Source organism: Paenibacillus helianthi (assembly GCF_001909055.1).
Classification (GTDB): Bacteria; Bacillota; Bacilli; order Paenibacillales; family Paenibacillaceae; genus Paenibacillus_AQ; species Paenibacillus_AQ helianthi.
In genome coordinates this window covers 26,139-50,876 of sequence record NZ_LVWI01000092.1, presented here as the reverse complement: position 1 = coordinate 50,876, position 24,738 = coordinate 26,139, and the positions used below count along the sequence as shown (strand labels likewise).

Sequence of the window (24,738 nt, the reverse complement as noted above, 5' to 3'; positions counted from 1 at the left end):
GGGAGGAAACAACAATGGCTGTTAGTGAAGATGCACAGACTGAGATCATTGTAGCTGAACAAGTCACTCACTTCGAATCCGGTAATGAAATGGCGGCTACTGCGGCTGCCCAGATAAATTACCACATTATGGGTTATTTTCCCATTACACCATCTACAGAAGTTGCCCAGTACTTGGATCAGATGAAAGCGAACGGTCTACACGATATTCAACTAATCGCAGCAGATGGTGAACATGGTTCTGCCGGGATATGCTACGGTGCGGCTATGGCGGGTGCACGCGTGATTAACGCAACCAGTTCCCAAGGTTTTCTGTATATGCTGGAGCAGCTTCCCACCCAGTCCGGGACACGGTTCCCGATGGTGCTTAACCTCGTTACCCGTGCAGTGAGCGGGCCGCTTGATATCCGTGGAGATCATTCTGACTTGTACTACGGTCTTAATACAGGCTGGGTGATCCTGACTGCCAGCACCCCGCAGGCTGTATATGACATGAATATCATGGCCCTCAAAATAGCTGAACATTCTGAGGTGCGTCTGCCTGTAATCGTTGCTTATGACGGTTTCTTCACCTCCCACCAGAAACGCAAAGTCCAATACTTTAAAGAGAATGAAGTTGTACAAAATTTTGTAGGTCCGAATCCCAATCCCAACTATCCGAATGTCTCGGACCCTGCCCATCCGGTGACCATAGGGGCGCATATGGGTGGTGATGACCTGCTGAACAACCACTATCAGCTATCGGTAGCTCTGGAAAAAGCAGGTGAGGTCTATGCGGAGGTCGCCCGGGAATATGCCGCGTTGTCAGGACGTGAACATAAAGTTCTCGACCTGTACCGTATGGATGATGCCGAAGTCGCTGTGTTCCTGCTGAACTCCGCAGGGGAATCCGCCAAGGATACCGTAGACGCGCTTCGGGCTAAAGGCATCCGGGCAGGCTTGGTCCGTCCCAACCTCATTCGTCCGTTCCCGGCGGAGCAGCTGCGGCAAGCCCTTAAGAATGTCAAGGCACTGCTTGTCGGTGAACGCGCTGATTCCTATGGGGCCCAGGGCGGTAATCTGACCCACGAGATCCGTTCTGCGCTGCAGGTAGATCCGGACAACAAGACAATCATCCTCTCCCGTATTTTTGGTCTGGGCGGCAAGGATTTCTATGCGGATGATGCAGAAGCCTTTTTTCAACTGGCTATGGATGCAGCGGCTAAAGGGTATGCCGAGAAACCGTTCGACTATCATGGTTACTACCCCGGGGATGCCAAGGATGCACTTGTTCCTGTGATGGAACCGCTGCATGGCGATGCGTACAAAAGCGGCCTCATTGAGGTGACTCCCAGTGAAGATACCGGCCTGCTGAAAGTGAAGCTTCCCCCGCTCCGTCAACTGACTGCCAAGCCGCACCGCCTGGCCCCGGGGCATGGCGCCTGTCCCGGCTGTGGCGCACTTTCGGCACTGGAGCTGTTCTTCAAGGGAATCGAAGGCGATATGGTGGTCCTGTTCCAGACGGGCTGTGCGTATGTGGTAACGGCAAGCTACCCGTATTCCTCCCATAACCAGACCTTTGTACACAACCTGTTCCAGAACGGAGCAGCTACACTCGCCGGAATGGTGGATGCCTTCTACGAATTGAAGCGGCGCGGCGAAGTCCAGATTAGTGACGACATCACCTTCGTGATGGTGTCCGGCGACGGCGGTATGGATATCGGCATGGGGGCAACCGTAGGCGCGGCTCTCCGCAACCATAAAATGATCATCCTTGAATATGATAACGAGGGCTACATGAACACCGGCTCCCAACTGTCTTACTCGACTCCGATGGGGCACATGACCAGCACCTCCGGGGTAGGGAAGGCGCAGAAGGGTAAAAAAGGGCATCACAAGGATACGGCGCAAATTCTGGCGGCCTGCAACATTCCTTATGTATTTACCGGTGCTGAATCCAACCCCCAGGATTTGCTGCAAAAGGCTGCCAAGGCACAGTGGTATGCCAACAACGTCGGTACTGCCTACGGAAAGCTGCTCTGCGCCTGCCCGCTGAACTGGAAGACGAGTGACCATAGCGGCTATGATCTGGTAAAAGCGGCTGTGGATTCCTGCTTCTTCCCGCTGTATGAAATTGAACAGGGCATCACGAGCATCACCTACAATCCGGAATTGAAGGGCAAGCGCATCCCGGCAGTAGAGTGGCTGAAGGGAATGGGCAAAACCAAACATCTGCTGAAGGATGAAGAGCTGCTGCAAAATTTCGAAGCCGAAATTGAACGCCGCTGGAGCCGGTTGAAGCTCAAGAATGAGAGTTCGCTGCTCTAACTGCCCTAGGGCAGGGTTGTGTAGAGGCCGACAGATAAAGGGGTTGGCCTCATCCTCATCCTTTTTAACTGAAAATCATTCTCAATATATTCTATTTGGATTTCAGCAAAAGATGTTGCATTTCTAAATATCGCGCTCAACTTTTTACCTTGAGTGGAAGGAGCATTCTTAATGAAACAACAACCAATCAGTAACAGTGGGGGCGTAGCGGAGGCCGACGAGAAGCTGATGAAAGTCCAGGCCGCGATTTCGCAATTCAAAATGATTCAGGGGGCTTTGATTCCCGTGCTTCATGAAATTCAGGATATCTACGGCTATCTGCCGGAGCCCGTTCTCCAGATCGTGTCTGCTGAACTTCACTTGCCGATGAGTGAAATCTATGGTGTGGCATCGTTTTATCATTTCTTTTCGCTGACCCCCAAAGGGGAGAATGTGGTCCATGTGTGCCTCGGCACAGCTTGCTATATCAAGGGTGCACAAGGTGTGCTTGACCGGCTGAGCACGGAGCTGAAGGTCCCTGTACAAGGAACCACCGAAGACAATAAATTCACACTGGAAGCGACCCGCTGTCTGGGGGCCTGCGGCCTTGCACCCGTCATGACCATTGGCGAAAAAGTCCATGGACGGCTGGTACCCAATAACATTCCGAAAATTCTGAAGGAATACAATTGATGCTCTTGCGCCTCTGGCGCATTTGATACGGGAGGTATGAGTATGAAGCTCTTAACGGATCTTGATGCTATCAGAACGCTTACGCAAGGTCGTCTGGATAACCGGAAAATCACCGGAGAATCTCCTGATTCCATCCGGTTCAGGTCAGTGATGGTATGCGGGGGGACAGGATGTACATCGTCTGATTCCAATCAGATTATTGCTAAGCTGAACCAGGAAATCGCAGGCCACGGCATCCAGGAGCAGGTGGAGGTCGTGCGCACAGGCTGCTTCGGCCTATGCGAGCTCGGGCCAGTCGTCATCGTCTATCCGGAAGGTATATTTTATAGCAGGGTAGAGGTTCAGGATATTCCGAAGCTGGTGGAAGCACATCTGCTCCATGGCAAACCTTACGAGAAGAAAATTTACGAGAAGACCAAGCAGGACGGCGAAACCCTGAACTTTGAAGAAACGGAATTCTACAAAAAACAAGTGCGGATCGCTTTGCACAACTGCGGGGTTATTGACCCGGAAAATATTGATGAGTACATCGGCAGTGACGGCTATCAGGCGCTTGGCAAGGTGCTGAAGACCATGGGACGCCAGGAGGTGATTGATACCATCAAGCAATCGGGTCTGCGGGGACGCGGCGGCGGCGGGTTCAACACAGGTCTGAAGTGGGAATTTGCAGCCAAGCAGGATAAGAAGCAAAAGTACGTCATTTGTAATGCGGACGAAGGGGACCCCGGGGCATTTATGGACCGTTCAATCCTCGAAGGCAACCCTCACTCGGTCATTGAGGCGATGGCGATTGCCGGGTATGCCATTGGTTCCAGTCAAGGCTTCATCTATGTCCGTGCGGAATATCCAATCGCTGTCCAACGATTCGTGAAAGCGCTTGCCCAAGCCCGCGAATATGGTCTGCTCGGCGATAATATCCTGGGAACCGGCTTTTGCTTTAACATTGATGTACGGCTTGGAGCCGGAGCTTTTGTCTGCGGAGAAGAAACAGCTCTGATTCACTCGGTGGAGGGTCACCGGGGAATGCCAACCCCCAAACCGCCTTTTCCGGCCGTTCAAGGTCTGTGGGAGCAGCCGACAATCATCAATAATGTTGAAACCCTGGCAAATGTTGCCCAGATTATTCTGAAGGGTGCCGCATGGTATGCAGGTATCGGAACCGAAAAATCTAAGGGCACCAAAGTATTCGCTTTGGGCGGAAAAGTCGTGAATACCGGCCTGGTTGAGGTTCCCATGGGAATAACCCTGCGTGAAGTTATTTTTGAAATCGGCGGCGGGATTCCGGGCGGTAAAAAATTCAAGGCGGTACAGACCGGAGGGCCTTCCGGCGGCTGTCTGACAGAAGAGCACCTGGACTGCAGCATTGATTTTGATACGCTGACCAGTCTGGGTTCGATGATGGGCTCCGGCGGTATGATTATCATGGACGAAGATACCTGCATGGTCGACGTTGCCCGGTTCTACCTGGATTTCACACGTGATGAGTCCTGCGGGAAATGCACGCCTTGCCGCATTGGCACCAAACGTCTGCTGGAGCTGCTCGACAAGATCACTGAAGGCAAAGGAAGTATGGAGGATCTCGAGAAGCTAGAGAATCTCTCGGTCCAGATCAAGAATGCCTCCCTGTGTGCCTTGGGCCAGACCGCTCCGAATCCGGTATTGTCCACCATCAAGTATTTCCGCGAAGAGTACATGGCCCATATTGTCGACAAAAAATGTCCGGCAGGCGTCTGTAAATCGCTGATTTCTTATCAGATCGATTCTGATCTGTGCCGGGGCTGCAGCCTTTGTGCCAAAAAGTGTCCAACGGATGCGATCTCCGGTGAAATGAAGGAACCGTTTGTCATCGACACGGCGGTCTGCATCAAGTGCGGGGTCTGCTTCGATGTATGCAAGTTCAAAGCCGTAGCGATAGTCTGACGAGAGGAGTGATTACTTTGGATACGATTAAATTCATGATTGACGGGATCGAGGCAGAAGTCACCAAAGGTACAACTGTGCTCGAAGCAGCCCGTAATCAAGGTGTTGATATACCCTCCCTGTGTTATTTGAAAGAAATCAACCACTCGTCCAGCTGCCGGGTATGTGTGGTTGAAGTGGGCCCGAGGCTCATTGCCTCCTGCACGCTGATTGCGGAAGAAGGCATGAAGATTCAGACGAACACCCAGAAGGTCCGGGATGCCCGCCGTGCTTCCGTCGAGCTTTTGCTGTCCGATCATAATCAGGAATGTCTAAGCTGCTCCCGCAGCGGCGGCTGTGAGCTGCAGGACGTCTCCAGTAATCTTAATATCCGTAAAGTGACTTACACCGGTGAGAAATCCAGCCAGGAGAAAGACTATACTTCTCCGGCTATCGTCCGTGATGCATCGAAATGTATCCTTTGCGGCCGCTGTGTCGGGGCTTGCGGGACTATGCAGACCGTGGGTGCGATCAGCTTTGCGAAGCGCGGGTTTGATACGGTGATCTCCACCGCGTTTGGCCGTCCGCTTGCCGAGTCCACCTGCGTCAACTGCGGCCAGTGTATTATGGCTTGTCCTGTAGGCGCACTTAGTGAACGTGAGAACATCGACGATGTGTGGGATGATCTTGCAGACCCGGCCAAATATGTTGTTGTCCAGACAGCGCCTGCTGTTCGTGTAGCCCTGGGAGAAGAATTTGGCCTGCCGGTTGGAACCCGGGTTACCGGTAAAATGGTCGCAGCCCTGCGGAAGCTTGGATTTGATAAAGTATTTGATGCTAATTTCGGTGCCGATCTTACCATTATGGAAGAAGGGACCGAACTGCTCTCCCGCCTTGGCAGCGGAGAGAACCTGCCGCTTATGACGTCCTGCTGCCCCGGCTGGGTGAAATTTATGGAGCATAACTTCCCTGACAGGCTGGGTAACCTGTCTACCTGCAAATCGCCGCATGAAATGGAAGGCTCCATGGTGAAGTCCTTCTTCGCCAAGAAAGCGGGGATAGATCCAAAGAATATTGTGGTTGTCTCCATCATGCCTTGTACCGCCAAGAAGTACGAGGGTGCGCGTGAAGAACTGTCGAGGGAAGGGCTGCAGGATGTCGACTGGGTCCTCACCACGCGTGAGCTTGCGGCAATGATCAAAGAAGCCGGTTTAGACTTTGTGAACCTGAAGGATGAAGCGTTCGATAATCCGATCGGCAAGGGTTCGGGTGCTGCTGTTATTTTTGGTGCAACCGGTGGTGTGGCAGAAGCGGCACTTCGTACCGTGTTCGAGATCACCTCAGGCAAAGCACTCGATACCATTGAATATACCGCTGTCCGTGGCATGGAGGGCATTAAGGAAACCGTCATTGATTTGCCCACCGGCCAGAGAATTCGTACGGCTGTTGTTCATGGCCTCGGCAACGCGCGTAAGCTGATGGAAGCGATGGAGCGGGGTGACAAGACCTATGACTTCATGGAAGTCATGGCATGCCCCGGCGGCTGTATCACTGGCGGGGGTCAGCCCATCGTGGATGCCGGAACCTCCGAGCGGATTGATATTAAGGCAGAGCGTGCAAAAGCCATCTACACCGAAGATGAGGCCCAAACGGTTCGCAAATCGCATAACAATCCTTACATCAAAGCTCTTTATGAAGAATTCTTAGGGGAGCCTAACGGTCACCTGGCACATGAACTGCTGCATACTCACTATATTAAGCGTTCCAAGGTTTAGGCTTATGCCCACAAGCTTTGAGGTCTAGTTCATGGAGGTTGATGGATGTGCGGAAGGATTGGGAAGCAGCGGACTTTATCAATGATGAGGAAATTCGCCTGAGTCTTGAAGAAGCCAAGGTGAAGGCGGGTGATTCCGCCTATGTCCAGACCATCTTGGAAAAAGCGAGAGCATGCGAGGGACTGACCCACCGGGAGGCGGCTGTCCTGCTTGAAGTCGCAGAGACTGAGGTGCTTGACAGTATTAACTGCTCGGCCAAGGTAATCAAAGAGAAAATTTACGGCAACCGCATTGTATTGTTCGCTCCACTATATATAAGCAACTATTGCGTCAATAATTGCGAGTACTGCGGATATAAACACACCAACGGGGATTTTCTGCGGCGGAAGCTGGATCTGGATAAGTTGGCGGATGAAGTCCGTGTGCTTCAGGAATTAGGCCATAAACGGCTTGTCGTTGAAGCAGGAGAAGATCCGGTGAATTGTGACATTGACTATGTTGTCGAAGCGATCAAGACCATCTATTCGGTTAAGGTGGATAACGGAAGCATCCGCCGTGTGAATATTAACATAGCAGCTACTACCGTTGAAGACTACTCAAAGCTTAGGGATGCAGAAATCGGAACCTATATTTTGTTTCAGGAGACCTACCACAGACCCACCTATGCTACCATGCACCCTAAGGGACCCAAAAGCGATTACGACTGGCACACTACAGCCATGGACCGGGCGCAAATGGGAGGGATTGATGATGTGGGGATAGGTGTTCTCTACGGCCTATATGACTATAAGTACGATACAGTTGCCATGCTGATGCATGCGGAGCATTTGGAGGAGAGGTTTGGGGTAGGCCCTCACACCGTTTCCGTTCCCAGATTGCGGGAGGCGGAGGGCGTGAATCTGGAGGTGTATCCGCATTTGGTGAAGGATGAGGACTTCAAAAGGCTTGTTGCTGTCTTGCGGCTCGCCGTTCCTTATGCCGGAATGATTCTGTCCACCCGCGAAGAACCGTCATTCCGTGACGAGGTGATTAAGCTTGGCATTTCTCAGGTGAGTGCAGGCTCCAGTACGGGGGTCGGGGGTTACATGGAGACCAAACAGGGAACCGGAGGCCGGCCGCAAGAGAAGCCTCAATTCGAAGTCAGCGACCATCGTTTGCCGGAGGAAATTATCCGCGGATTGTGTCAGGACGGATATGTTCCCAGCTATTGTACAGCCTGCTATCGGGAAGGACGGACAGGGGACCGTTTTATGCGGCTCGCCAAATCCGGACAGATTCATAATATATGCCAGCCGAACTCTCTGTTAACTTTTAAAGAATATTTGCTGGATTACGCAGATGAAACAACACGTACCTTGGGGGAAGAGATCATTCGCAAGGGGCTTGAGGATATTCCGAAGGAAGCCGCGAGAAAAGCAACGATGGACCGGCTCCGGCGCATTGAGAATGGTGAACGGGATTTGCGTTTCTAAAATCGCATATTGAGGAGAGAATTGCTATGCAATTTACACCACAATCTAACAAAATGCACATTGCTGTTTTTGGCAAAAGAAATGCCGGAAAGTCCAGTCTGATCAACGCGCTCACAGGGAAATCGACCTTGCTGGTCAGTGATGAGCCCGGAACGACGGCTGAACCCATTTTTCAATATGTGGAGATCAAGAATGTGGGGACCGCTATTATCGTAGATACAGCCGGAATTGATGATGCTGACCTCTTCCGCGTGCAAAAGACGAGAGAGGTGATGGATCTGACCGATCTGGGCATCATGATCTTCTCGGATGAAGCGGGCGACTACAAGCTGGAGAAGGAATGGGTACACGAACTGGACAAACGGAACATTCCCGTCATTGGAGTCATTGCCAAAACCGACGATCATTATGTTGATATTGATTCGCTGAAGGCAAATCTGAATGTACCCATCGTGAAGCTCAGTGTGAAGCGGAATTCCAATCTTGGCAGTCTGCGCCATGCCATGAGCGCCTTGGCTCCTGCTGAATTTGAACGAAACAGCATTGTAGGTGATCTCGTGAACCTGGGGGACCTGGTCGTTATGGTAATGCCGGAGATGATCCCTGCTCCCAAATACCGGCTGGTTGCCTCCCAGCAGCAAATCCTCCGCGACCTGCTCGATCATCACGCGATAGCGTTGTCGGTTACTGAAGAAGAGCTGCCTGAGCTGCTCGCGCGCTTAAACAAGCTGCCCGATCTTGTTATTACGGATTCGCAGGTATTTGACAGAGTGAATGAGATTATACCGGCGAGTGTGCCATTAACCACCTTTGCAATTCTGATGGCGCGTTTTAAGGGGGATTTGAAAACCTTTGTGACCGGTGCCGCGATGATATCCAGCCTGAAGCCTGGGGACAAGGTGCTGCTGTCAGAGGCCTGTATCCACCACCCGCATAACGGAGAGATCGACCGTATGCTCGTCAAAGCCAAACTGCAGGAAATGGCTGGCGGCGGGCTGGATATTACGACAAGTGTGGGGCCTGATTTCCCTGATGACGTCTCTGATTATAAACTGATCGTTCACTGCGGCGGCTGTATATTCAACCGGAAGCAACTGATGATGCGGCTGCGGAGCTCGGGTGTACAAAACGTGCCGATTACCAACTATGGCATCGCCTTTGCCTATTTTCACGGGATTCTGCCGCGTGTGCTGGAAGTCCTGGAAGTGAAGGCTTGAGCAGGCTGTCCAGGGTGGAGAACCCGCTGAAATCTTTCCGCGAAGAGCAGGATGCACTAGGTGTCAGGAATATACCAAAAGCAGCGTATTACGGGATTCATACCGCTAGGGCTATGGATAATTTCGCTGTAAGCGGCAGAACGGTCAACGTTCATTTGCTTCATGGCCTAATAACAGTGAAGAAAGCTGCGGCACAGGCTCATTTGCAGCTAAATACCTATCCGGCAGCGATAGCCCGGGCGATTGTGCAGGCCTGTGATGAGCTTCTGGCCGGTGCCTACAGGGAGCAATTTACGGTAGATGCCATGCAGGGCGGTGCCGGGACATCGGCCAATATGAATGTGAACGAAGTCATCGCTAACCGTGCTATTGAGCTCATGGGCGGAGAGCGGGGAGACTATTCACGGGTACATCCACTGGATCACGTCAACTGCTGCCAATCTACCAATGATATCTATCCCACGGCACTAAGAATTGCCGCAATCGGGCTGGTTCGGCGGCTGAGTCAAGCTTTTGCGTCCTTGCAGGAAGCCCTTCAGGAGAAAGAGCATGCCTTCGCCGATGTGCTCAAGCTGGGCCGTACCGAGCTCATGGATGCCTTGCCGATGATGGCAGGGCAGGGCTTTGGAGCCTATGCCAAAGCGGTAGCCCGGGACCGCTGGCGCCTGTACAAAGTGGAGGAGCGGCTCAGGGAGATCAACATTGGAGGAACTGCAATTGGCACGGGCCTCAATGCACCGGTAAAATATACGTTTTTGATGACTGATATTTTGCAGGATTTGACCGGATATGGGCTGGCCCGTAGTGAATATCCGATGGACCCTACGCAGAATATGGATGTTTTTGCTGAAGTATCCGGGCTGTTGAAGGCAGCTTCTATTAATCTATTGAAAATTTCCGGTGATCTGCGTCTGCTGGCCAGCGGGCCGGTTGGGGGTCTGGGGGAGCTTGAATTGCCGGCGGTGCAGGCAGGCTCCTCCATTATGCCGGGTAAAGTCAATCCGGTAATGGCAGAGATGGCGGGGCTTGTGGCGATGCGTGTCATTGCCAATGATACGGCTGTAACGCTGGCGGCTGCGGGCGGCCAGCTGGAGCTGAATGCGTTCATGCCGCTGATTGCGGATGCGCTCCTGGAGTCCCTGGAGGTCCTGGCCAATGCTGTACGGCTGTTCGAAGAGCGCTGTGTCCGCGGTATCCGGATCTGTGAGCAGCGGTGTTATGAAAGGGTTGAGAATTCCTCCGCTTTGGCAGCCGCGCTGATACACCACATCGGATACGAGAAAAGTGCCGAGGTAGCCAAACGGGCAAGCCAAGAAGGCAAAACGGTGCGGCAGGTACTGCTGGAGGCTCAGCTTCTACCGGAGGCTGAGCTGGATCAAATCCTGAATCCGTATCAAGTAACCAAACCGGGTGTACCCGGTAAATAAGTCCAGCTCGGTGCTAGCCGCTGGGGGAAGGAGAGAGCCGTGTGAGTGTGAACGATACCCCGCGCCCGAATCGCCTGCATATCGCCCTGTTTGGCAGGAGCAACGCAGGGAAATCAAGCCTGATCAACGCAATCACCAAACAGGATGCCGCGGTTGTGTCACCCGTCAAAGGAACGACAACAGATCCGGTGTATAAAGCGATGGAGCTGCTGCCGCTCGGGCCAGTAGTATTTATTGATACCGCCGGCCTGGATGAAGCAGGTGAGCTGGGTGAGTTGAGGAAACAGAAGACGTTGGAGGTTCTTAACAAATCCGATATGGCCCTGATCGTTGTCGATGCTGTCTGCGGTGTGAACCCATATGACCGGCAGATTGCCGAGACCGTCCGCAGTAAGAGCATCCCCGCAATGGGCATCTTGAATAAAATAGATTGCATAGCGGACCAGCAGACATCTCATGCGGGTGATCTTGCTGTTCTTGTTGATCAGGCGGAGCAGGAACTGGGCTGTAAGGTGATCCCTGTATCTGCACTTGAGCAGCAGGGAATTAGCGGACTGATGAAGGCACTGATTGCTGCTGTGCCGGATGCCGAGGATAAATTCCGCATTATCGGCGACCTGGTCTCTCCGGGAGACTTGGTCGTACTGGTGGTTCCGATTGACAAGGCAGCGCCCAAAGGCAGATTGATTCTTCCGCAGCAGCAGACCATCCGTGACCTGCTGGAGAGCGATGCCATTGCGGTGGTTACGAAGGAATTCGAGCTGAAGGAAACGCTGGAGAGTCTCGGCAAGAAGCCCCGGCTTGTGGTGACAGACTCACAGGTATTCCTGAAGGCTGCAGCTGATACACCCAAAGACATTCCGCTTACCTCATTTTCTATCCTGTTTGCCCGGCACAAAGGTAATCTGGAAGAGATGGTGAGGGGCGCGCGTGCCATCGACGGGCTTCAGCATGGTGACAGAGTGCTCATTGCCGAGGCCTGTACCCATCACGGGCAGGCAGATGATATCGGCAAAGTGAAAATTCCGCGCTGGATCCGGCAAGCCACCGGCAAGCAGCTGCAATTCGAATACGCCAGTGGCATGAAGTTCCCGGACAATCTGGATGATTACTCCCTTATTGTGCACTGTGGGGGCTGTATGCTGAACCGCAGACAGATGCTCTGGCGGGTGGAGCAAGCGATTAGAGCCGGGGTGCCCATCGTCAATTATGGCGTTGCGATTGCCTATGTCCAGGGTATTCTGGAGCGGGCGATTTTACCGTTTCCGCTTGCCCGTATAGCCTGGGAAGAGAGCGGGACGCATGAGTGATTTGTGTTTGTGTAAGAGGGATGACCGCCTTTCTGGAACCGAAAGGCGGTTTTTCTATGGGTTTCCTTGCATAGGTTCTGCTCCTGCATATTAATTTTCCTTTCAAAGAAAGATAGCCGCCTATATAATGGGAATCACTTGTGGTTGATTTGGTTGAAAATTGAAATTTGCGAAGAACTGAATTTTAGAGGGAGATGATGGATTGAAGCAGAAAGGCGCATTTTCGAGGTTGAGTACATATATGCTGAAGCACAAGCTGCTCTATACCGTACTGCTGCTGATTACATTGTTCAGCATTGTTCTGGATCTGACAATGGCCTGGTTTCTGGCCAGAATTACGGATGCGGCGGTCCGTATGGATGTGGAGGCTTTCAGCGGACTCGCCTGGTTCGGGGGGCTTTTCCTGATTACCGCAGGCGTGAGCAGCTATTTCAGTGCCTACCTCAAAATCAATATTTCCGCCAAAATCAGAAATGAGCTGCGCCTGGATCTGATGAACCATACGCTGCTGCTGCCGCAATCCTATTTTGACCGCAATCATTCTGGAGATCTATTGTCCCGTTTTACCAATGATAATCAATCAGTCGGAGAAGCCTGCGGACAGGTTATGATTGATCTTTTGCGCAATCCGCTCTTGGCTGTGGCGTCTTTTGCCTATCTGATCTATATTAACTGGCTGCTTGCACTGATCTGTATTACCATGGGGCCGCTGCTCTATCTGGTCGGTAAGGTTTTTGGCAAAGCGATGCGGAAGAACAGTGTGCAGGTACAGGAGAATATGAGCCGGACGACTTCATTTCTGAACGATATTCTGGGCAGTAGTATGGTCTTCAAGTCATTCTCGATTGAGCGCAGACTGATGAAGCAGTACAAAGGCTACAGTGACAGCATTAATGCCGGAGAGCAGAATCGGGGACGGATTGAAGGGGCTACGGGGGCACTGTCCTCTGTATTAGGAAATCTCACCTTTCTGCTGGCTCTGGTCATCGCGGGATATTTTGTCGCCAAAGGTTCGCTTGAGGTAGGAGCCATGATCGCATTCATTCAATTGATGAATTATCTGGTTATGCCTTTCTCGGCGTTGCCGGGACTTGTGGCTTCCATGCAGCAGTCGCTGGGAGCGGCGCAGCGGATCTTTGAGGTGATGGATGCGCCTGCTGAGGTAGAGGCTCTGCCTGAGAAACAAATGCAGCATCCCGAGTTTGAGCAGCTAAATCTGTCGGAGGTAACGTTCAGTTATCCCGGGGCCGGGAAGCTCAGCTTAAACCAGGCTAGTCTTGAATTGCCGCAGGGGATGCAGATGGCGGTGGTCGGGCCGAGCGGAGGCGGGAAGTCTACGTTATTCAAGCTTCTGCTGGGCTTCTACAATCCGGATGAAGGCGAGATTTTAATCAATGGCCAAACGGTTCAGGGGATGAGTCTGGAGCAGCTTAGAAGCCATTTTGCCTATGTGCCACAGGAGTCCGGGCTATATACAGGCAGTATCCGCGAAAATATCCGCAATGGCAGGCAGGATGCCTCGGAGGAAGAGGTAATAGAGGCGCTTCGTCAGGCCAATGCCTATGATTTCGTAATGGAGCTGCCTGAAGGGGTAGACTCTGAGATCGGTGAGCATGGCTCGCGGCTCTCCGGCGGCCAGCGCCAGCGGCTTTCGATTGCAAGAGCGATGCTGAAGAACGCGCCGATTCTACTGCTGGATGAAGCAACAGCCGCGCTGGATAACGAATCGGAGAAAATGGTGCAGCAGGCCATCCGCAAGCTGATGAAGGACAAAACCACCATCGTTATTGCCCACCGTCTGTCAACGATTCAGAGCGCCGACGTCATTCTGGTGATGGAGAACGGGGAGATTGTAGAGCGCGGTAACCATGAGGAACTGCTTGCGGCAGAAGGGCGCTACTATGATCTCTACAACTCCCAGCTGGAGCAGGAGGAGACAGAGGGGAAGGAAGAAAGGTCAACGAATGAGGAGTATGGGGATAAGCAGGGGGCTCTCCTCACTCCAAGCTGAAATTTTGAGGGGTAAACATGAACATAAATGATAATTATCTAAAAGAACAATGAAGCCACGTGTATTGGATAAATGGCGGACCTTGCGCCGGAAAGACCTGGTGAGATCAGAACGGCAAAAAAAACCTGTTGAGCTTGCTGCATATCACAGCCGCAATACGGTGATTGGCTCGTTGTCGCAGATTTCGCCGTTGTCATGGAAGCCGAAACTTTCATAGAGCTTTCAAGATTGAATAGGATACGCCGGTTCTCCAGCGTGATTGTTCTAAGTGAAATCATACAGGTCATCCCCTTTCGGTGAAAAGTCACCCGGACTAAGCACTATTGTATATTCTCCCGGGTCATATGCTAAAATGGCACTAATACATTATACCAGACAAGGAGGCCGCCATGCAGCCGATACTCCCCGAAGATATCCAGTTCCAGATCGATCAACTTGCCAATCAGGAGCTTTATGTACACCTTGAACTTACGACAGGCGCCTATGCCAGTCATCTGGACAGTACCCGGCATCCGGCATCAGCCTTCATCTCCAATGCGGTGATCCGGTATACACAAGGTTCTATCTCTGGTACAGGTCCATACCGGGTGGGCTTAAAGACAACGCTTGGCTGGATTTATGCCGAAGGCCTTACACACATTGATGAAATGGACAAGGATCGGCTAATCCTGGCAGGGCATGACAGTCAGGGAAAGCTGATTGTTGCCTTGCAACTAAGCCGGGACAAGTTTTGATGAAAGCGGAGGATCAAACATCTATGAATCATAATCATGCAGAACACCAGCGAATCCTGGTTGTGCTCCCTCATCCCGACGACGAATCTTTTGTTGCATCAGGGACGTTATCAATGTACATAGCAAGCGGTGCAGAGGTCACCTATGCTTGTCTGACCCTAGGAGAGATGGGGCGCAACATGGGCATCCCGCCGTTCGCGAACCGTGTCACCTTGCCGGCAATCCGTAAGGACGAACTGGCAGCCTCCTGCCTTGCGATCGGTATCCAGGATCTAAGAATGCTCGGGTTCCACGATAAAATGATCGAATTCGAAGACGAGGATCTTCTGGACTCTCAAATTATGCAGCTGCTCAAGGAACTGACGCCATCGCTGGTCATCACCTTCTATCCAGGGTACAGTGTGCATCCCGATCACGATGCCACCGGAGCTGCTGTCATCCGAACGATTGACCGGCTCCCTGCGGCAGAGCGTCCATTGGTATATTGCAGCGCGTTCGCCAGCAATCGCGAGCAGATGATCGGAAAAGCGGATGTGACCATAGACGTAACCGAATTCCTTGCGAATAAAATGGCCTCGATTCAGGCGCACCGGACGCAATTCCAAGCGGCAGAGCTTGTGGGAAACCAGGATCTTACGGAAGAGGAAATGCGGAGGCGGTTTGGAACAGAACAGTTCTGGACCTACCGGTTTGTTGAATCTTCGTAACATTGTTATGAAATTGTACGAATCTTAAGTTATCTTACAGTAATACAAAGGGTGCCTTACAGCCGGATCACAACCGGAGAAAGGCACCCTTTGTACTGCGCTAGAGTAAGCTTACGCTCCCTATTCCACAGTGTGCAGGATGAATTTATCGATGGCGTATTTCACGCCGTCTTCATTGTTGCTGAGGGTGATGAAATCGGCAATGTCCTTCAGCGCCGGGATTGCGTTAGCCATGGCTACGCCAAGGCCGGCAGCTTCGAGCATTTCGTGGTCATTCCAGGAGTCGCCGACGGCGATGGTTTCGGACAGCTCGCAGCCGAAGTGGGCTGCCAGGAACTCCAGAGCCAGACCCTTAGTACCCTCATGGTGCATGATCTCCAGGAAATGCGGCTTGGATTTCGTGATGTGTACGGAATCGCCCAGCAGCTCACGCAGAATCGGTGACAGCTCATCCAGGAAGGCCGGATCGTCGATGATCAGCATTTTTGGTGTTTTTTGCGGAACAAGCTTTTCCCAGTCCGGCTCAATAAAATATTGGGTTCCGTTGAGTGTGGCATAGTCAATCAGCTTTTGATTTTCTTCACGTGCATACAGCTTGTCATCAATGTAGGTCTGTAAGTGCAGGTTATGCTCTACGCAATAGCTGAACAGCTTCCGTACGGCATCTTGTGGCACATAACGCTCGTAGAGCACCTTTTCATCCATCAGGTTCTTCACAAGTGCACCCTGGTAGGTGATAATCGGTACGTTCAGTCCGGTCTGGCGGGCAATAGCCTGGGCGGAAGCATAGGCGCGTCCGGTAGCCAGGGTAACCACAACGCCTGCGGCAACGGCCTGTTCCAGTGCTGTTTGTGTGGCAGGGGTAACTTCCTTGGTATCCGTAATCAGGGTGTCGTCAATATCGATTGCAATCAATTTGTACATGCAGGTTCTCTCCTAATGGTTTGGTGAGCGCAGCCAATGAGTGTTTCCACACCCGTGAGATACGCTGTAGTAATCATGCTGTGAGCCTATGCGGAAGGCTAGACTCTTTCTCTAATAGGCGGAGAACTTGGGGGAACTCAGGCTTTTTTTCTAAAATGCTGCATTCGCTGCCTGGGATCAGGTTCCCTCAAGTCATCTCGCATTTCACCTTTACTTCAAGCATCGTTCGGGTGAATCTCTGTACATAAGCGCAATTTGTCTGATCAAATCATTTATCTGATGAAATCAGAAAGCCAGGTTCTTCACTTTCTTGGGCTGCAGGTCCAGGTTCCGGGCTAAGTTCGGCCATCAGCATAGCTGCAAGAATACATAGACAGCCAAGCAACGCCGACATGCCGAGCGTCTCCCCGCCAAACACCAGTCCTGTCAGGGCAGCGAATACCGGCTCCGTGGCAAAGATAATCGCCACCCGGGAAGGTGTAGTGTATTTCTGGCAGGCGGTCTGAATCCAGAAGGCAAACGCGCTGGTTGGTCCGATGGAGACGAGCAGTGCCCACACTACCTCTGGTTTCAGGATCAGTGCCCCGCTGTGCGCAAGCGGGGCAGGCCCATCCACAAGCAGGGAAGCGAGGGCGCTGAGCAACCCGACAAAGGCAAGCTGCAGCGTGGCCAGCGGCAGCGCCGGATACTGCGGAGCATATACGCCGGTATATGCGACCTGCAGCGCAAAGGCGACGGCACATAGCAGGACGAGTGCATCGCCCCGGTTCAGGGACAGCGCAGAGCCGGTGAAGGTGAGCAGGTAGAGGCCTGCCACCGCGAGTCCTGCGCTGAACCAGGTATACCGTGAGATGGCATGCCGTAACAAGGCCAGCGACAGGAAAGGGACGAGGACTACCGACAGTCCAGTGATAAATCCGGTGTTGGACGTAGTGGTATAGAGCAGTCCCATCGTCTGGAAGCCATAGCCCAGGAACAGAAAAAGACCCAGCAATAAGGCGTGCCCAGTCATGCGCCAGCTCAGCAGCCTCCATTCCCGGCGGTAGAAAACGGCGGTGATCAGCGCCAGCAGCACGGCGGCACCGGTGAAACGGATGCTGTTAAATGCGAGCGGCGGCAGCACCTTGACTGCGCTTTGCACAATCAGAAACGTACATCCCCACATCATCGCCACCAGCAGCAGACTGAGATCGGCTATTCGGGAGCGATTCACAGAGGTCATCCTTTCTTGGGTAAGGGCAGAATGTATGCCAAATGAAGTTGTCCAAATTGTATCGTGAACTACACACCACCTAAGAGGTAGGTGCTTCTTGGTCAATAGAGCTGTTGCTCCAAGTTTACCCAAGCTTATAGGCTAGTTCCTAACCCGATACGTGTATTTACATTGCTAATTTTAGAAGATTTGCAGCAGCATTCCGATCTCTGTCGTGTTGTGTAAGACATTCAGGACAAGTCCATTCTCGTACAGCAAGGTTTTTCACTTCTGTGTTTTTGTAGCCACAGCAGGAACATAATTGGCTGCTTGCATAGTTTTTGGGTGCAATAATCAATGTTCTACCGTACCAGTTCGCCTTGTATTCGAGCATTGAACGAAACCTACTCCAGGATGCTTCGGATATGGCTTTAGCTAATTTGTGATTCTGCATCATGTTCTTTACACGCAAGTCTTCCATAACGATCACTTGGTTATCGCATATCATTTGGGTTGACGTTTTGTGCAAGAAGTCTTTACGCTGATTGGCTATTTTTTCATGAAGCTTAGCGACTTTCAAGCGTGCTTTATATCGGTTATGGCTCCCTTTCTTCTTTCTCGATAAGTTCTTCTGCAACTTGGCTAATCGTTTTTCGGATTTACGAAAATGTTTAGGATTGGCGATAACTTCACCATCCGAAGTAATGGCAAAGTCTTTCAGTCCTAGATCAACGCCAATCTTCTTTTCTGTTTTCGGCATAGGAGCTATATCTGTTTCCACCAGTACGGAAACAAAGTATTTTCCTGATGCTGTTTTGGATAGGGTGCAGGATTTGATTCGCCCCGTGTATGGACGATGCACCTTGATTCGAATTCTTTTCTTTAGTTTCGGAATTTTGATCGTTCCATCTTTAATGGCTATCGTTCCGTTTTGATTGTTCGTTGTGAAGCTGTTGTTGTTCGTCTTCTTGCTTTTGAATTTAGGGAAACCAACGTTCTTATCCCGAAAAAAATGCGTATAGGCTTTCTCCAGATTAAGCTGGACGTTTGCTAATGCAAGGCTGTCCACTTCTTTCAGCCACGGGAATGCTTTCTTGTACCTGGTAGGCGTATTATAGAGCATTTTCTCCGTTTGTTTATAGTGTTCGATCTTATCAGCAAGCATCTTATTGAAGATGAAGCGAACGGAGCCGAATACTTTTGCCAGATATTGTTGTTGCTCATGGGTCGGATAGATGCGGTATTTGTAGGCTTTCAGCAAGTGTTCACCTCATTTCTGACCTTGAGTTTCAATATACTTTTGGATTACATCCATAGGCGCTCCACCAGTCGTTATTAGGCAATAGCTTTTTGACCAGAAATATTCCTTCCAAAGTTGTTTACGAATAATCGGGAAATCTTTCTTGATCAGTCGAGAGGAAGCACTTTTATAAGCGTTAAGAAATTTGGAAATCTCGGTATTGGGATAAGCCTTCATAAGAACGTGAACATGATCCTTGTCATAATTCCATTCTTGCAGCGTGATATTGTATTTGGGCTGAATATACTCAAATATCTCTTTCAGTCTATTCGATATTTCATCACCTATTACTTTTCTGCGATACTTCACGACTAAAACAAGATGATAATGAAGCGAGAATACTGAATGGTTATTAGAGTCTAATTCCATTGATTACACAACCTTTTATATGATACGACCGAATACTTTTATTCTAGCGTTTTAGGTTGGATTCGTCAAAGAAGAAAGACCGTTGCCATTCATCTTGCCACTTTAGAGGCAGGGGAATTCTGACAACTGATGGTTAAATCAGGGGGGAGGACAAGACGAAACTGCTCATCAGGCAAGCCAGCTAAGAGTTCGGCACCCGAAAAACAGCCAAAGGCTGGACAAAAAAGCCAGCAATTGATATACTTCGATAACCGTACACTTGTTCTTATTTTTGCATTAGATAACCCTACACCTTAGAAAGGAGCGGGTACACCATGATGGGCAAATCCCATTTCATCATCAGCACCGGGGTTACCCTATCCGTCATGAGCCTGCTCGGCCATGAGATTACGATTCCGGCGGTTGCCGTAGCGGGACTTAGCGCCCTCTTACCTGATATCGATGAGCCGAATTCACTGCTGGTGCGCAAAGCTCTGCCTGAATTCCTGCTGCGGATACTGCAGGTGGCTCTGATCGGGGCGGCCATCTATCTGTATTTTTCCGGAATCGCCGCACCGCCCTGGAACATTGCGTTGGCGCTGCTTGTCGGGAGCGTATCCTTCCTGCCGGGCAGGCGGCTGCGGCATCTGGTGATGCTGCTGCTGGCACTGGGGCTGTTTGCGTTCGCGGAAGACTACGACCCATGGAACTACATTGCAGCCTGCGTGCTTGTCGTATCCTCGGTTGTTCCGCACCGCGGACTGACACATACGCTGTACGGCGTGGCCGGCTGGGGAGCGTTGCTTTATTTTGCCTCGCTTGGCATGAATGACGGCGGCAGCCTGTGGATTGCCGGAGGCATGTCCTACGCGCTGCACCTGCTGGCCGATTCCCTGACCCAGCGCGGCATTACCCCGCTGCCTCCTCTGCCCTTCAAGCTTCGCCTGAAGCTGATGAGCACCGGGACGAAGAAGGGCAATGCGGTGGAGAAGTTCTGCATCATACTTACGTTTGCACTGGTTATGTATGTTTTTGTGCTTACTCCCGGTATCTAAAGTGCTTTTGCCCGAGGACATCAAAAAGGCTTTCTGCGGATCATTCACAGAAGGCCTTTTTGGTCGTTGGGAAAAGGGAGGGCTGGTTCCTGCAAGAGTGGCTCATCCCTCTTTCCAGATTCGGCTCCGCTAACCGGGAGCTATTCCTCCAGGAAAATCAAACCGATGAAGTCCTCCGGCTCGATCCGGCCGAAATAATGCTTCAGGTCCAGCCCGGATAGGGCGTCTCTGACCTCTGCATCTTCATAGCGTTTGCCGCGCAGCGCGTTCTCCACGTCCACCACATCGCCGACGCCGAAGAAGTCGCCATAGATTTTAATATCCTTAATGTAGGAATCTTCAATGTCCATGCGGATATCGACGAGCCCTGCCGGGAACTTGCGGGTATGCTTCACGTTGCTTTTTGGCGAGAGGCCGTAATTCCAATCCCAGTTCTGGTAATGCTCCTTGGAAATTTCGTTAATCCGCACCCAGTCGTCCTGGGTCAGCTTGTACTGCGGAACCTCGGAGGGCTCCATGCCAAAGATGGAACGCAGCAGGCCCTCACGGAATTCCTCAATGGTCATGTCGCTTCCAAGCAGTTCCTTGATATTAGCCACACGGCTGCGCACGGATTTGGTGCTCTTGGACTTGAATTTCTCCGGGTTCACATTCAGGGAGGCCTGCACATCGTCCAGATTAAGATCGAACATCAGGGTGCCGTGGCTGAACATGCGTCCGCGTGTGGAGAACTGGGCATTGCCGGAGATTTTTTGCTCCCCGACCTGGAGATCATTGCGTCCGCTCAGCTCGGCATTCACACCCATGGACTGCAGGTAGTCGATGACCGGCTGGGTGAATTTCAGGAAATTATGAAAAGACTGTCCGTCGTCCTTGGTAATGAAGCTGAAGTTGAGATTTCCGAGATCATGATAGACAGCTCCGCCGCCGGACAACCGCCGCACGACCTGAATATTGTTGTCCTTCACGTATTCCTGGTTGATCTCTTCAATGGTATTCTGATGTTTGCCGATGATAATGGACGGGCTGTTGATATAAAAAAGCAAATAGCTGTCGTCCATCGGCAGATTCTTGAGCGCAAATTCCTCAATCGCGAGATTGATCGATGCGTCTGTAATTCCGGTGTTATCGATAAAAAGCATAGTAAATTCCTCCGCTTGGGCATGATGAACTGCTCTAGTTATTTTAAACCAAAAGCACGGTTTGTACAAAAGAGCCGATGGTTGCGAGGCAGGGGCTAGTCTGCGGCAAGCGGCATTGTCTTGCGGTACGGGGATGCGAAACATTGACGTATTTCTGGCAAAGGGGCAATAATGGGGACAATGAGTGAATAGAAAGATAAAGAGGAGTGTAGGCATGCTTGAAAAATACGGACACGGCGGCGATTTGCTGACGGCAGCGGAACTTTACGGGGAGGGGAGCGGCGCTTTTGTTGATTTTAGCGCGAATATCAACCCTCTTGGTCCGCCGCCCGGTGTGCTGGACCTGCTGCGTAATTCATTGTCAGTTGTGACGGCCTATCCCGATCCAGGGCACCGCAGACTGAAGTCCCTGCTTGCGGAGAATCTGGGGGTAGACAACGACTGCATTACGGTGGGCAACGGGGCGGCGGAATCGATGGCGCTGCTGCTCCTGGCTGTGAAACCGCGTAAGGTGGGCATCATCGAGCCCTGCTTCTCAGAATACCGCCAGCTCGCAGAGCAGTTCGGTGCAGAGGTCATGTCCGTTCAAGGCACGAAGGAGCAGGGCTACCGTGCCGGTGCGGATAACATCGCCGGACTGCTGGAACAGGTGGACCTGCTGTTCCTCGGGCAACCGAATAACCCGAACGGCGTCCAGTATGCGCTGGACGAACTCCGGGTGCTGGCGCAGCAGGCGGAGCGCTGCGGGGCGGTGCTGGCGGTGGATGAAGCGTTCATCGACTTCATCCCCGAAGAGCGGCGGCAGTCGCTGCTGCCGGAGCTTGGGGCTTATCGTCATACGGTGCTGATCCGCTCGATGACGAAGTTTTATGCCATTCCGGGGCTGCGGCTGGGCTTCACGATCGCAGCCCCGGAGCTTGCCGCGGCCATGACCGGCAAGCAGGTGACCTGGAGCGTGAACGGCCTGGCGCTGCTGGCCGGGGAAGCCTGCCTGCGCAGCGGGCGCGAGTATGAGGAGCGCACGCGCGGGCTGATTACCGCAGAGCGCGAAGCGCTGCGGCAGGGTCTGCTGCGGCTCGGCTGCGAGGTGCCGCCGGGCGAAGCGAACTTCCTGCTGCTCGGACTGCCAGCAGGGTGGAGCGCTGCAGCCATGCAGGAGAGGCTGGGCCGCAGCAGCATTCTTGTGCGCAGCTGCGCGATGTATCCGGGCCTTACGCCGGGGCATATCCGCATCGCGGTCAAAGGCAACGAGGACAACGCGCGTCTTCTTCACCAACTGGAGGCGACGCTGCGGGCGGGAGTAAAGGATGAAGGAAACGGAAGGATGGACTAAAGACCGGTAGCGTAGGGAAGCAGGCTGACAGCGGAATGAAATACGCGTGAATGAGATAAGCGTGAATGAAATAAGCGGAATGAGTACAGTCAAATATCTAATGCCTCTGCTCGCTAGCCTGGTTGATTGCTAAGTGGAATTAGTATAACTAATTTGTGGAAATCCACGCTACAGCGGGCATTAGTGGGATTTTCTACAACTAAATCAGGCGAAACCCCTACATATAAGCTGAGAGGGCCGGATTAGGTTTACTTTTTCCAACTAGTTCCTTCCGGAGAGCCGACAGGTGTAGATTCGTGGGAGGAATTCCACTTATACATCAAGGTCGTCTGAGTATCTCCCCATTCCACTGGAATGGTATGATGTTTATATCAAATCATACATAATGGTAAGAAGAGCGATATAAAACTATGCATCTATTGTACTGATGTACTGAAAAATCATTTTAGGAGTTTGAAATTATGAGTATAGAAGTTGTAAAAGTACCTTTGGAAGAGAAAGCAATATTGAAAAATCTATTGAAAATGTATTGCTACGAGTGGTCACAGTATAATAAATTTGATGTAAATGACAAAGGCGAATATGAATTTGAACATCATATTTCTGATTATTGGGATAAGAAAAAACACTATCCGTTTTTCGTAAAAGTGAATGGAATATTAGCAGGGTTTGTCCTAATTGATGATGATTTCGTATTACATCCTAATTATGATTATTCAATGGGTGAGTTTTTTATTTTGCATAAGTATCGTCGATCCGGTGTAGGACGATATGCAGCAAAAGCTGTATTTGACATGTTTCGCGGGAAATGGGAAATAGGAGAACACCCGGATAATATTTCGTCTATTAGATTTTGGGATAGCGTTATTAATGAATATACGGATGGTAAATATGAAATCATAAAATCTTGTCCAAATCTTGTATATCATGATGGAACATGTGGTAACGTTATTTCATTTGAGAATTAGCTTTTTTTCTGTGTAAGATGGATATGATCTGAAATCACTTCTAGTGTTTTATGAAGATAAATTGAATTTTGTTTATCACAACATTTTTTAAGTCTAACTCTTTTTCTGATTTATTGTTTCCGGTAGTTATAGTAGTTATTGAACATTAATGCTGTGAGAGGAGCGGGATCAAATGGGTGAAGTACAGCTTCCTTTTAACCCAGGCAGCGGCGCGGCGGTGTATCACTCTAGCGTCTGGCCTGGACTTGTGCTCGAATGGAAGCAGGAGCATCTGCTGCTGGAATTCCCGGTTGAAGCAGAAGGGCTGTCGAGCGCGGTGTACGGCGGCGGGATGGTCCGTCTGAAACGGGCGGTCAACCAGTTCGTCAGCCGTGATTATGAGTGCAGCAATCCGGTGCGCGATATGGAGAACAAATTGCGCGAATGGGGTTATCCGCTGGAAGGCTGCGCCGGTCTGATGACAGCGGTGCCGCTGGAGCATGCTGCTGTTGCCGAGGAGGATATCGGCTCGGCGGGTATTTTCTGCTGTGTTACCGCAGCCTCGGGTAATGCCGCGCGCGCCGGAGTCCGGCGGAACGTGCTGGCCGCTTACCGCTCCGGGACGATCAACATCATGCTGGGCATTGACGGTCGACTGACTCCGTCTGCGATGGTCAATGCCGTGATGACGGCAACCGAGGCGAAGGCTGCCGCGCTCGCCGATCTCGGGGTCACGGATCCCGAGAATGGCCTGATTGCCACTGGCACCACTACAGATGCTGTCGTGCTCGCAGTGAGTGGGAGCGTACGCTACGCCGCAGAGCATGTCTACGCCGGAACCGCCACCGACCTGGGCGGAGCAATTGGCAGGCTGGTGTATGCCGCTGTAACGGCAAGCCTCGGATCAGTGAAAGCAGCCCAACTGGCAAGGAAGGACAGCCAATGAGCCGCATAAGCAACAAGCCGC

Annotated in this window: 21 protein-coding genes; 15 read left to right on the top strand and 6 right to left on the bottom strand. The window is 51.6% G+C overall.

Features of this window, described 5'->3' with window-relative positions; genetic code table 11:
• Positions 1–14: 14 nt before the first annotated feature.
• The 9 genes from A3844_RS29035 to A3844_RS28995 all read left to right on the top strand — a co-directional run bounded on the left by A3844_RS29035 (position 15) and on the right by A3844_RS28995 (position 14,089).
• Complete coding sequence (locus A3844_RS29035) at positions 15–2,306, top strand: thiamine pyrophosphate-dependent enzyme (protein ID WP_074109288.1); 2,292 nt, start codon at positions 15–17, stop codon at positions 2,304–2,306.
• A gap of 171 nt (positions 2,307–2,477) precedes the next feature.
• Positions 2,478–2,978 carry an NADH-quinone oxidoreductase subunit NuoE family protein gene (locus A3844_RS29030; RefSeq protein WP_074101591.1) on the top strand — a complete coding sequence of 167 codons (501 nt, stop codon included), beginning with the start codon at positions 2,478–2,480 and terminating at the stop codon, positions 2,976–2,978.
• 42 nt (positions 2,979–3,020) lie between these two features.
• On the top strand, positions 3,021–4,898 hold the full coding sequence (gene nuoF, locus A3844_RS29025; protein ID WP_083607082.1) for an NADH-quinone oxidoreductase subunit NuoF: 1,878 nt from the start codon (positions 3,021–3,023) through the stop codon (positions 4,896–4,898).
• A gap of 17 nt (positions 4,899–4,915) precedes the next feature.
• Positions 4,916–6,652 (top strand): NADH-dependent [FeFe] hydrogenase, group A6, encoded by a 1,737-nt coding sequence (locus A3844_RS29020; RefSeq protein ID WP_074109287.1) that lies wholly within the window; start codon positions 4,916–4,918, stop codon positions 6,650–6,652.
• Positions 6,653–6,699: 47 nt separating this feature from the next.
• On the top strand, positions 6,700–8,124 hold the full coding sequence (gene hydG, locus A3844_RS29015) for a [FeFe] hydrogenase H-cluster radical SAM maturase HydG (protein WP_425270627.1): 1,425 nt from the start codon (positions 6,700–6,702) through the stop codon (positions 8,122–8,124).
• A 26-nt stretch (positions 8,125–8,150) separates the two neighbouring features.
• A complete protein-coding gene (hydF, locus tag A3844_RS29010; RefSeq protein WP_074109285.1) occupies positions 8,151–9,341 on the top strand; it encodes a [FeFe] hydrogenase H-cluster maturation GTPase HydF in 1,191 nt (396 codons plus the stop codon).
• A 14-nt stretch (positions 9,342–9,355) separates the two neighbouring features.
• Complete coding sequence (locus tag A3844_RS29005; RefSeq protein WP_074109332.1) at positions 9,356–10,768, top strand: aspartate ammonia-lyase; 1,413 nt, start codon at positions 9,356–9,358, stop codon at positions 10,766–10,768.
• A 41-nt stretch (positions 10,769–10,809) separates the two neighbouring features.
• Entirely contained in the window at positions 10,810–12,078 is a 1,269-nt protein-coding gene (gene hydF, locus A3844_RS29000; protein ID WP_074101587.1) for a [FeFe] hydrogenase H-cluster maturation GTPase HydF, read from the top strand.
• A 202-nt stretch (positions 12,079–12,280) separates the two neighbouring features.
• A complete protein-coding gene (locus tag A3844_RS28995; protein ID WP_074109284.1) occupies positions 12,281–14,089 on the top strand; it encodes an ABC transporter ATP-binding protein in 1,809 nt (602 codons plus the stop codon).
• A 38-nt stretch (positions 14,090–14,127) separates the two neighbouring features.
• Here A3844_RS28995 and A3844_RS33250 read toward each other — a convergent pair whose 3' ends face one another.
• The gene (locus A3844_RS33250; protein WP_208619472.1) at positions 14,128–14,367 is read right to left on the bottom strand and encodes a hypothetical protein; all 240 of its coding nucleotides are present in this window, start codon (positions 14,365–14,367) and stop codon (positions 14,128–14,130) included.
• Between the two features lie 111 nt (positions 14,368–14,478).
• Between A3844_RS33250 and A3844_RS28990 the strand changes: the two genes are divergently transcribed.
• Both A3844_RS28990 and bshB2 read left to right on the top strand, forming a co-directional pair.
• Positions 14,479–14,823, top strand: a complete 345-nt coding sequence (locus A3844_RS28990; RefSeq protein ID WP_074101585.1) for a YojF family protein — start codon at positions 14,479–14,481, stop codon at positions 14,821–14,823.
• Positions 14,824–14,846: 23 nt separating this feature from the next.
• On the top strand, positions 14,847–15,530 hold the full coding sequence (gene bshB2 / locus A3844_RS28985; protein WP_074101584.1) for a bacillithiol biosynthesis deacetylase BshB2: 684 nt from the start codon (positions 14,847–14,849) through the stop codon (positions 15,528–15,530).
• 120 nt (positions 15,531–15,650) lie between these two features.
• On the opposite strand, the gene A3844_RS28980 is transcribed toward bshB2, so the two are convergent.
• The 4 genes from A3844_RS28980 to tnpA all read right to left on the bottom strand — a co-directional run bounded on the left by A3844_RS28980 (position 15,651) and on the right by tnpA (position 19,315).
• On the bottom strand, positions 15,651–16,454 hold the full coding sequence (locus tag A3844_RS28980; protein ID WP_074101583.1) for a Cof-type HAD-IIB family hydrolase: 804 nt from the start codon (positions 16,452–16,454) through the stop codon (positions 15,651–15,653).
• Positions 16,455–16,722: 268 nt separating this feature from the next.
• On the bottom strand, positions 16,723–17,667 hold the full coding sequence (locus A3844_RS28975) for a DMT family transporter (protein ID WP_083607081.1): 945 nt from the start codon (positions 17,665–17,667) through the stop codon (positions 16,723–16,725).
• A gap of 166 nt (positions 17,668–17,833) precedes the next feature.
• The gene (gene tnpB / locus A3844_RS28970; protein WP_074101581.1) at positions 17,834–18,907 is read right to left on the bottom strand and encodes an IS200/IS605 family element RNA-guided endonuclease TnpB; all 1,074 of its coding nucleotides are present in this window, start codon (positions 18,905–18,907) and stop codon (positions 17,834–17,836) included.
• A 9-nt stretch (positions 18,908–18,916) separates the two neighbouring features.
• Positions 18,917–19,315, bottom strand: coding sequence for an IS200/IS605 family transposase (gene tnpA, locus A3844_RS28965; protein ID WP_074101580.1), 399 nt, complete (start codon positions 19,313–19,315; stop codon positions 18,917–18,919).
• A gap of 314 nt (positions 19,316–19,629) precedes the next feature.
• On the opposite strand from tnpA, the gene A3844_RS28960 reads away from it, so the two are divergent.
• Complete coding sequence (locus A3844_RS28960) at positions 19,630–20,349, top strand: metal-dependent hydrolase (protein WP_074101579.1); 720 nt, start codon at positions 19,630–19,632, stop codon at positions 20,347–20,349.
• Between the two features lie 140 nt (positions 20,350–20,489).
• Here A3844_RS28960 and lplA read toward each other — a convergent pair whose 3' ends face one another.
• Complete coding sequence (gene lplA, locus A3844_RS28955) at positions 20,490–21,491, bottom strand: lipoate--protein ligase (RefSeq protein ID WP_074084915.1); 1,002 nt, start codon at positions 21,489–21,491, stop codon at positions 20,490–20,492.
• A gap of 214 nt (positions 21,492–21,705) precedes the next feature.
• On the opposite strand from lplA, the gene cobD reads away from it, so the two are divergent.
• The 3 genes from cobD (at position 21,706) to A3844_RS28940 (ending at position 24,717) form a co-directional block, all read left to right on the top strand.
• The gene (gene cobD, locus A3844_RS28950; RefSeq protein WP_074109283.1) at positions 21,706–22,824 is read left to right on the top strand and encodes a threonine-phosphate decarboxylase CobD; all 1,119 of its coding nucleotides are present in this window, start codon (positions 21,706–21,708) and stop codon (positions 22,822–22,824) included.
• A 461-nt stretch (positions 22,825–23,285) separates the two neighbouring features.
• Positions 23,286–23,792 carry a GNAT family N-acetyltransferase gene (locus tag A3844_RS28945; protein WP_074109282.1) on the top strand — a complete coding sequence of 169 codons (507 nt, stop codon included), beginning with the start codon at positions 23,286–23,288 and terminating at the stop codon, positions 23,790–23,792.
• A gap of 172 nt (positions 23,793–23,964) precedes the next feature.
• Positions 23,965–24,717, top strand: coding sequence for an adenosylcobinamide amidohydrolase (locus A3844_RS28940; RefSeq protein ID WP_074109281.1), 753 nt, complete (start codon positions 23,965–23,967; stop codon positions 24,715–24,717).
• Positions 24,718–24,738 lie beyond the last annotated feature (21 nt).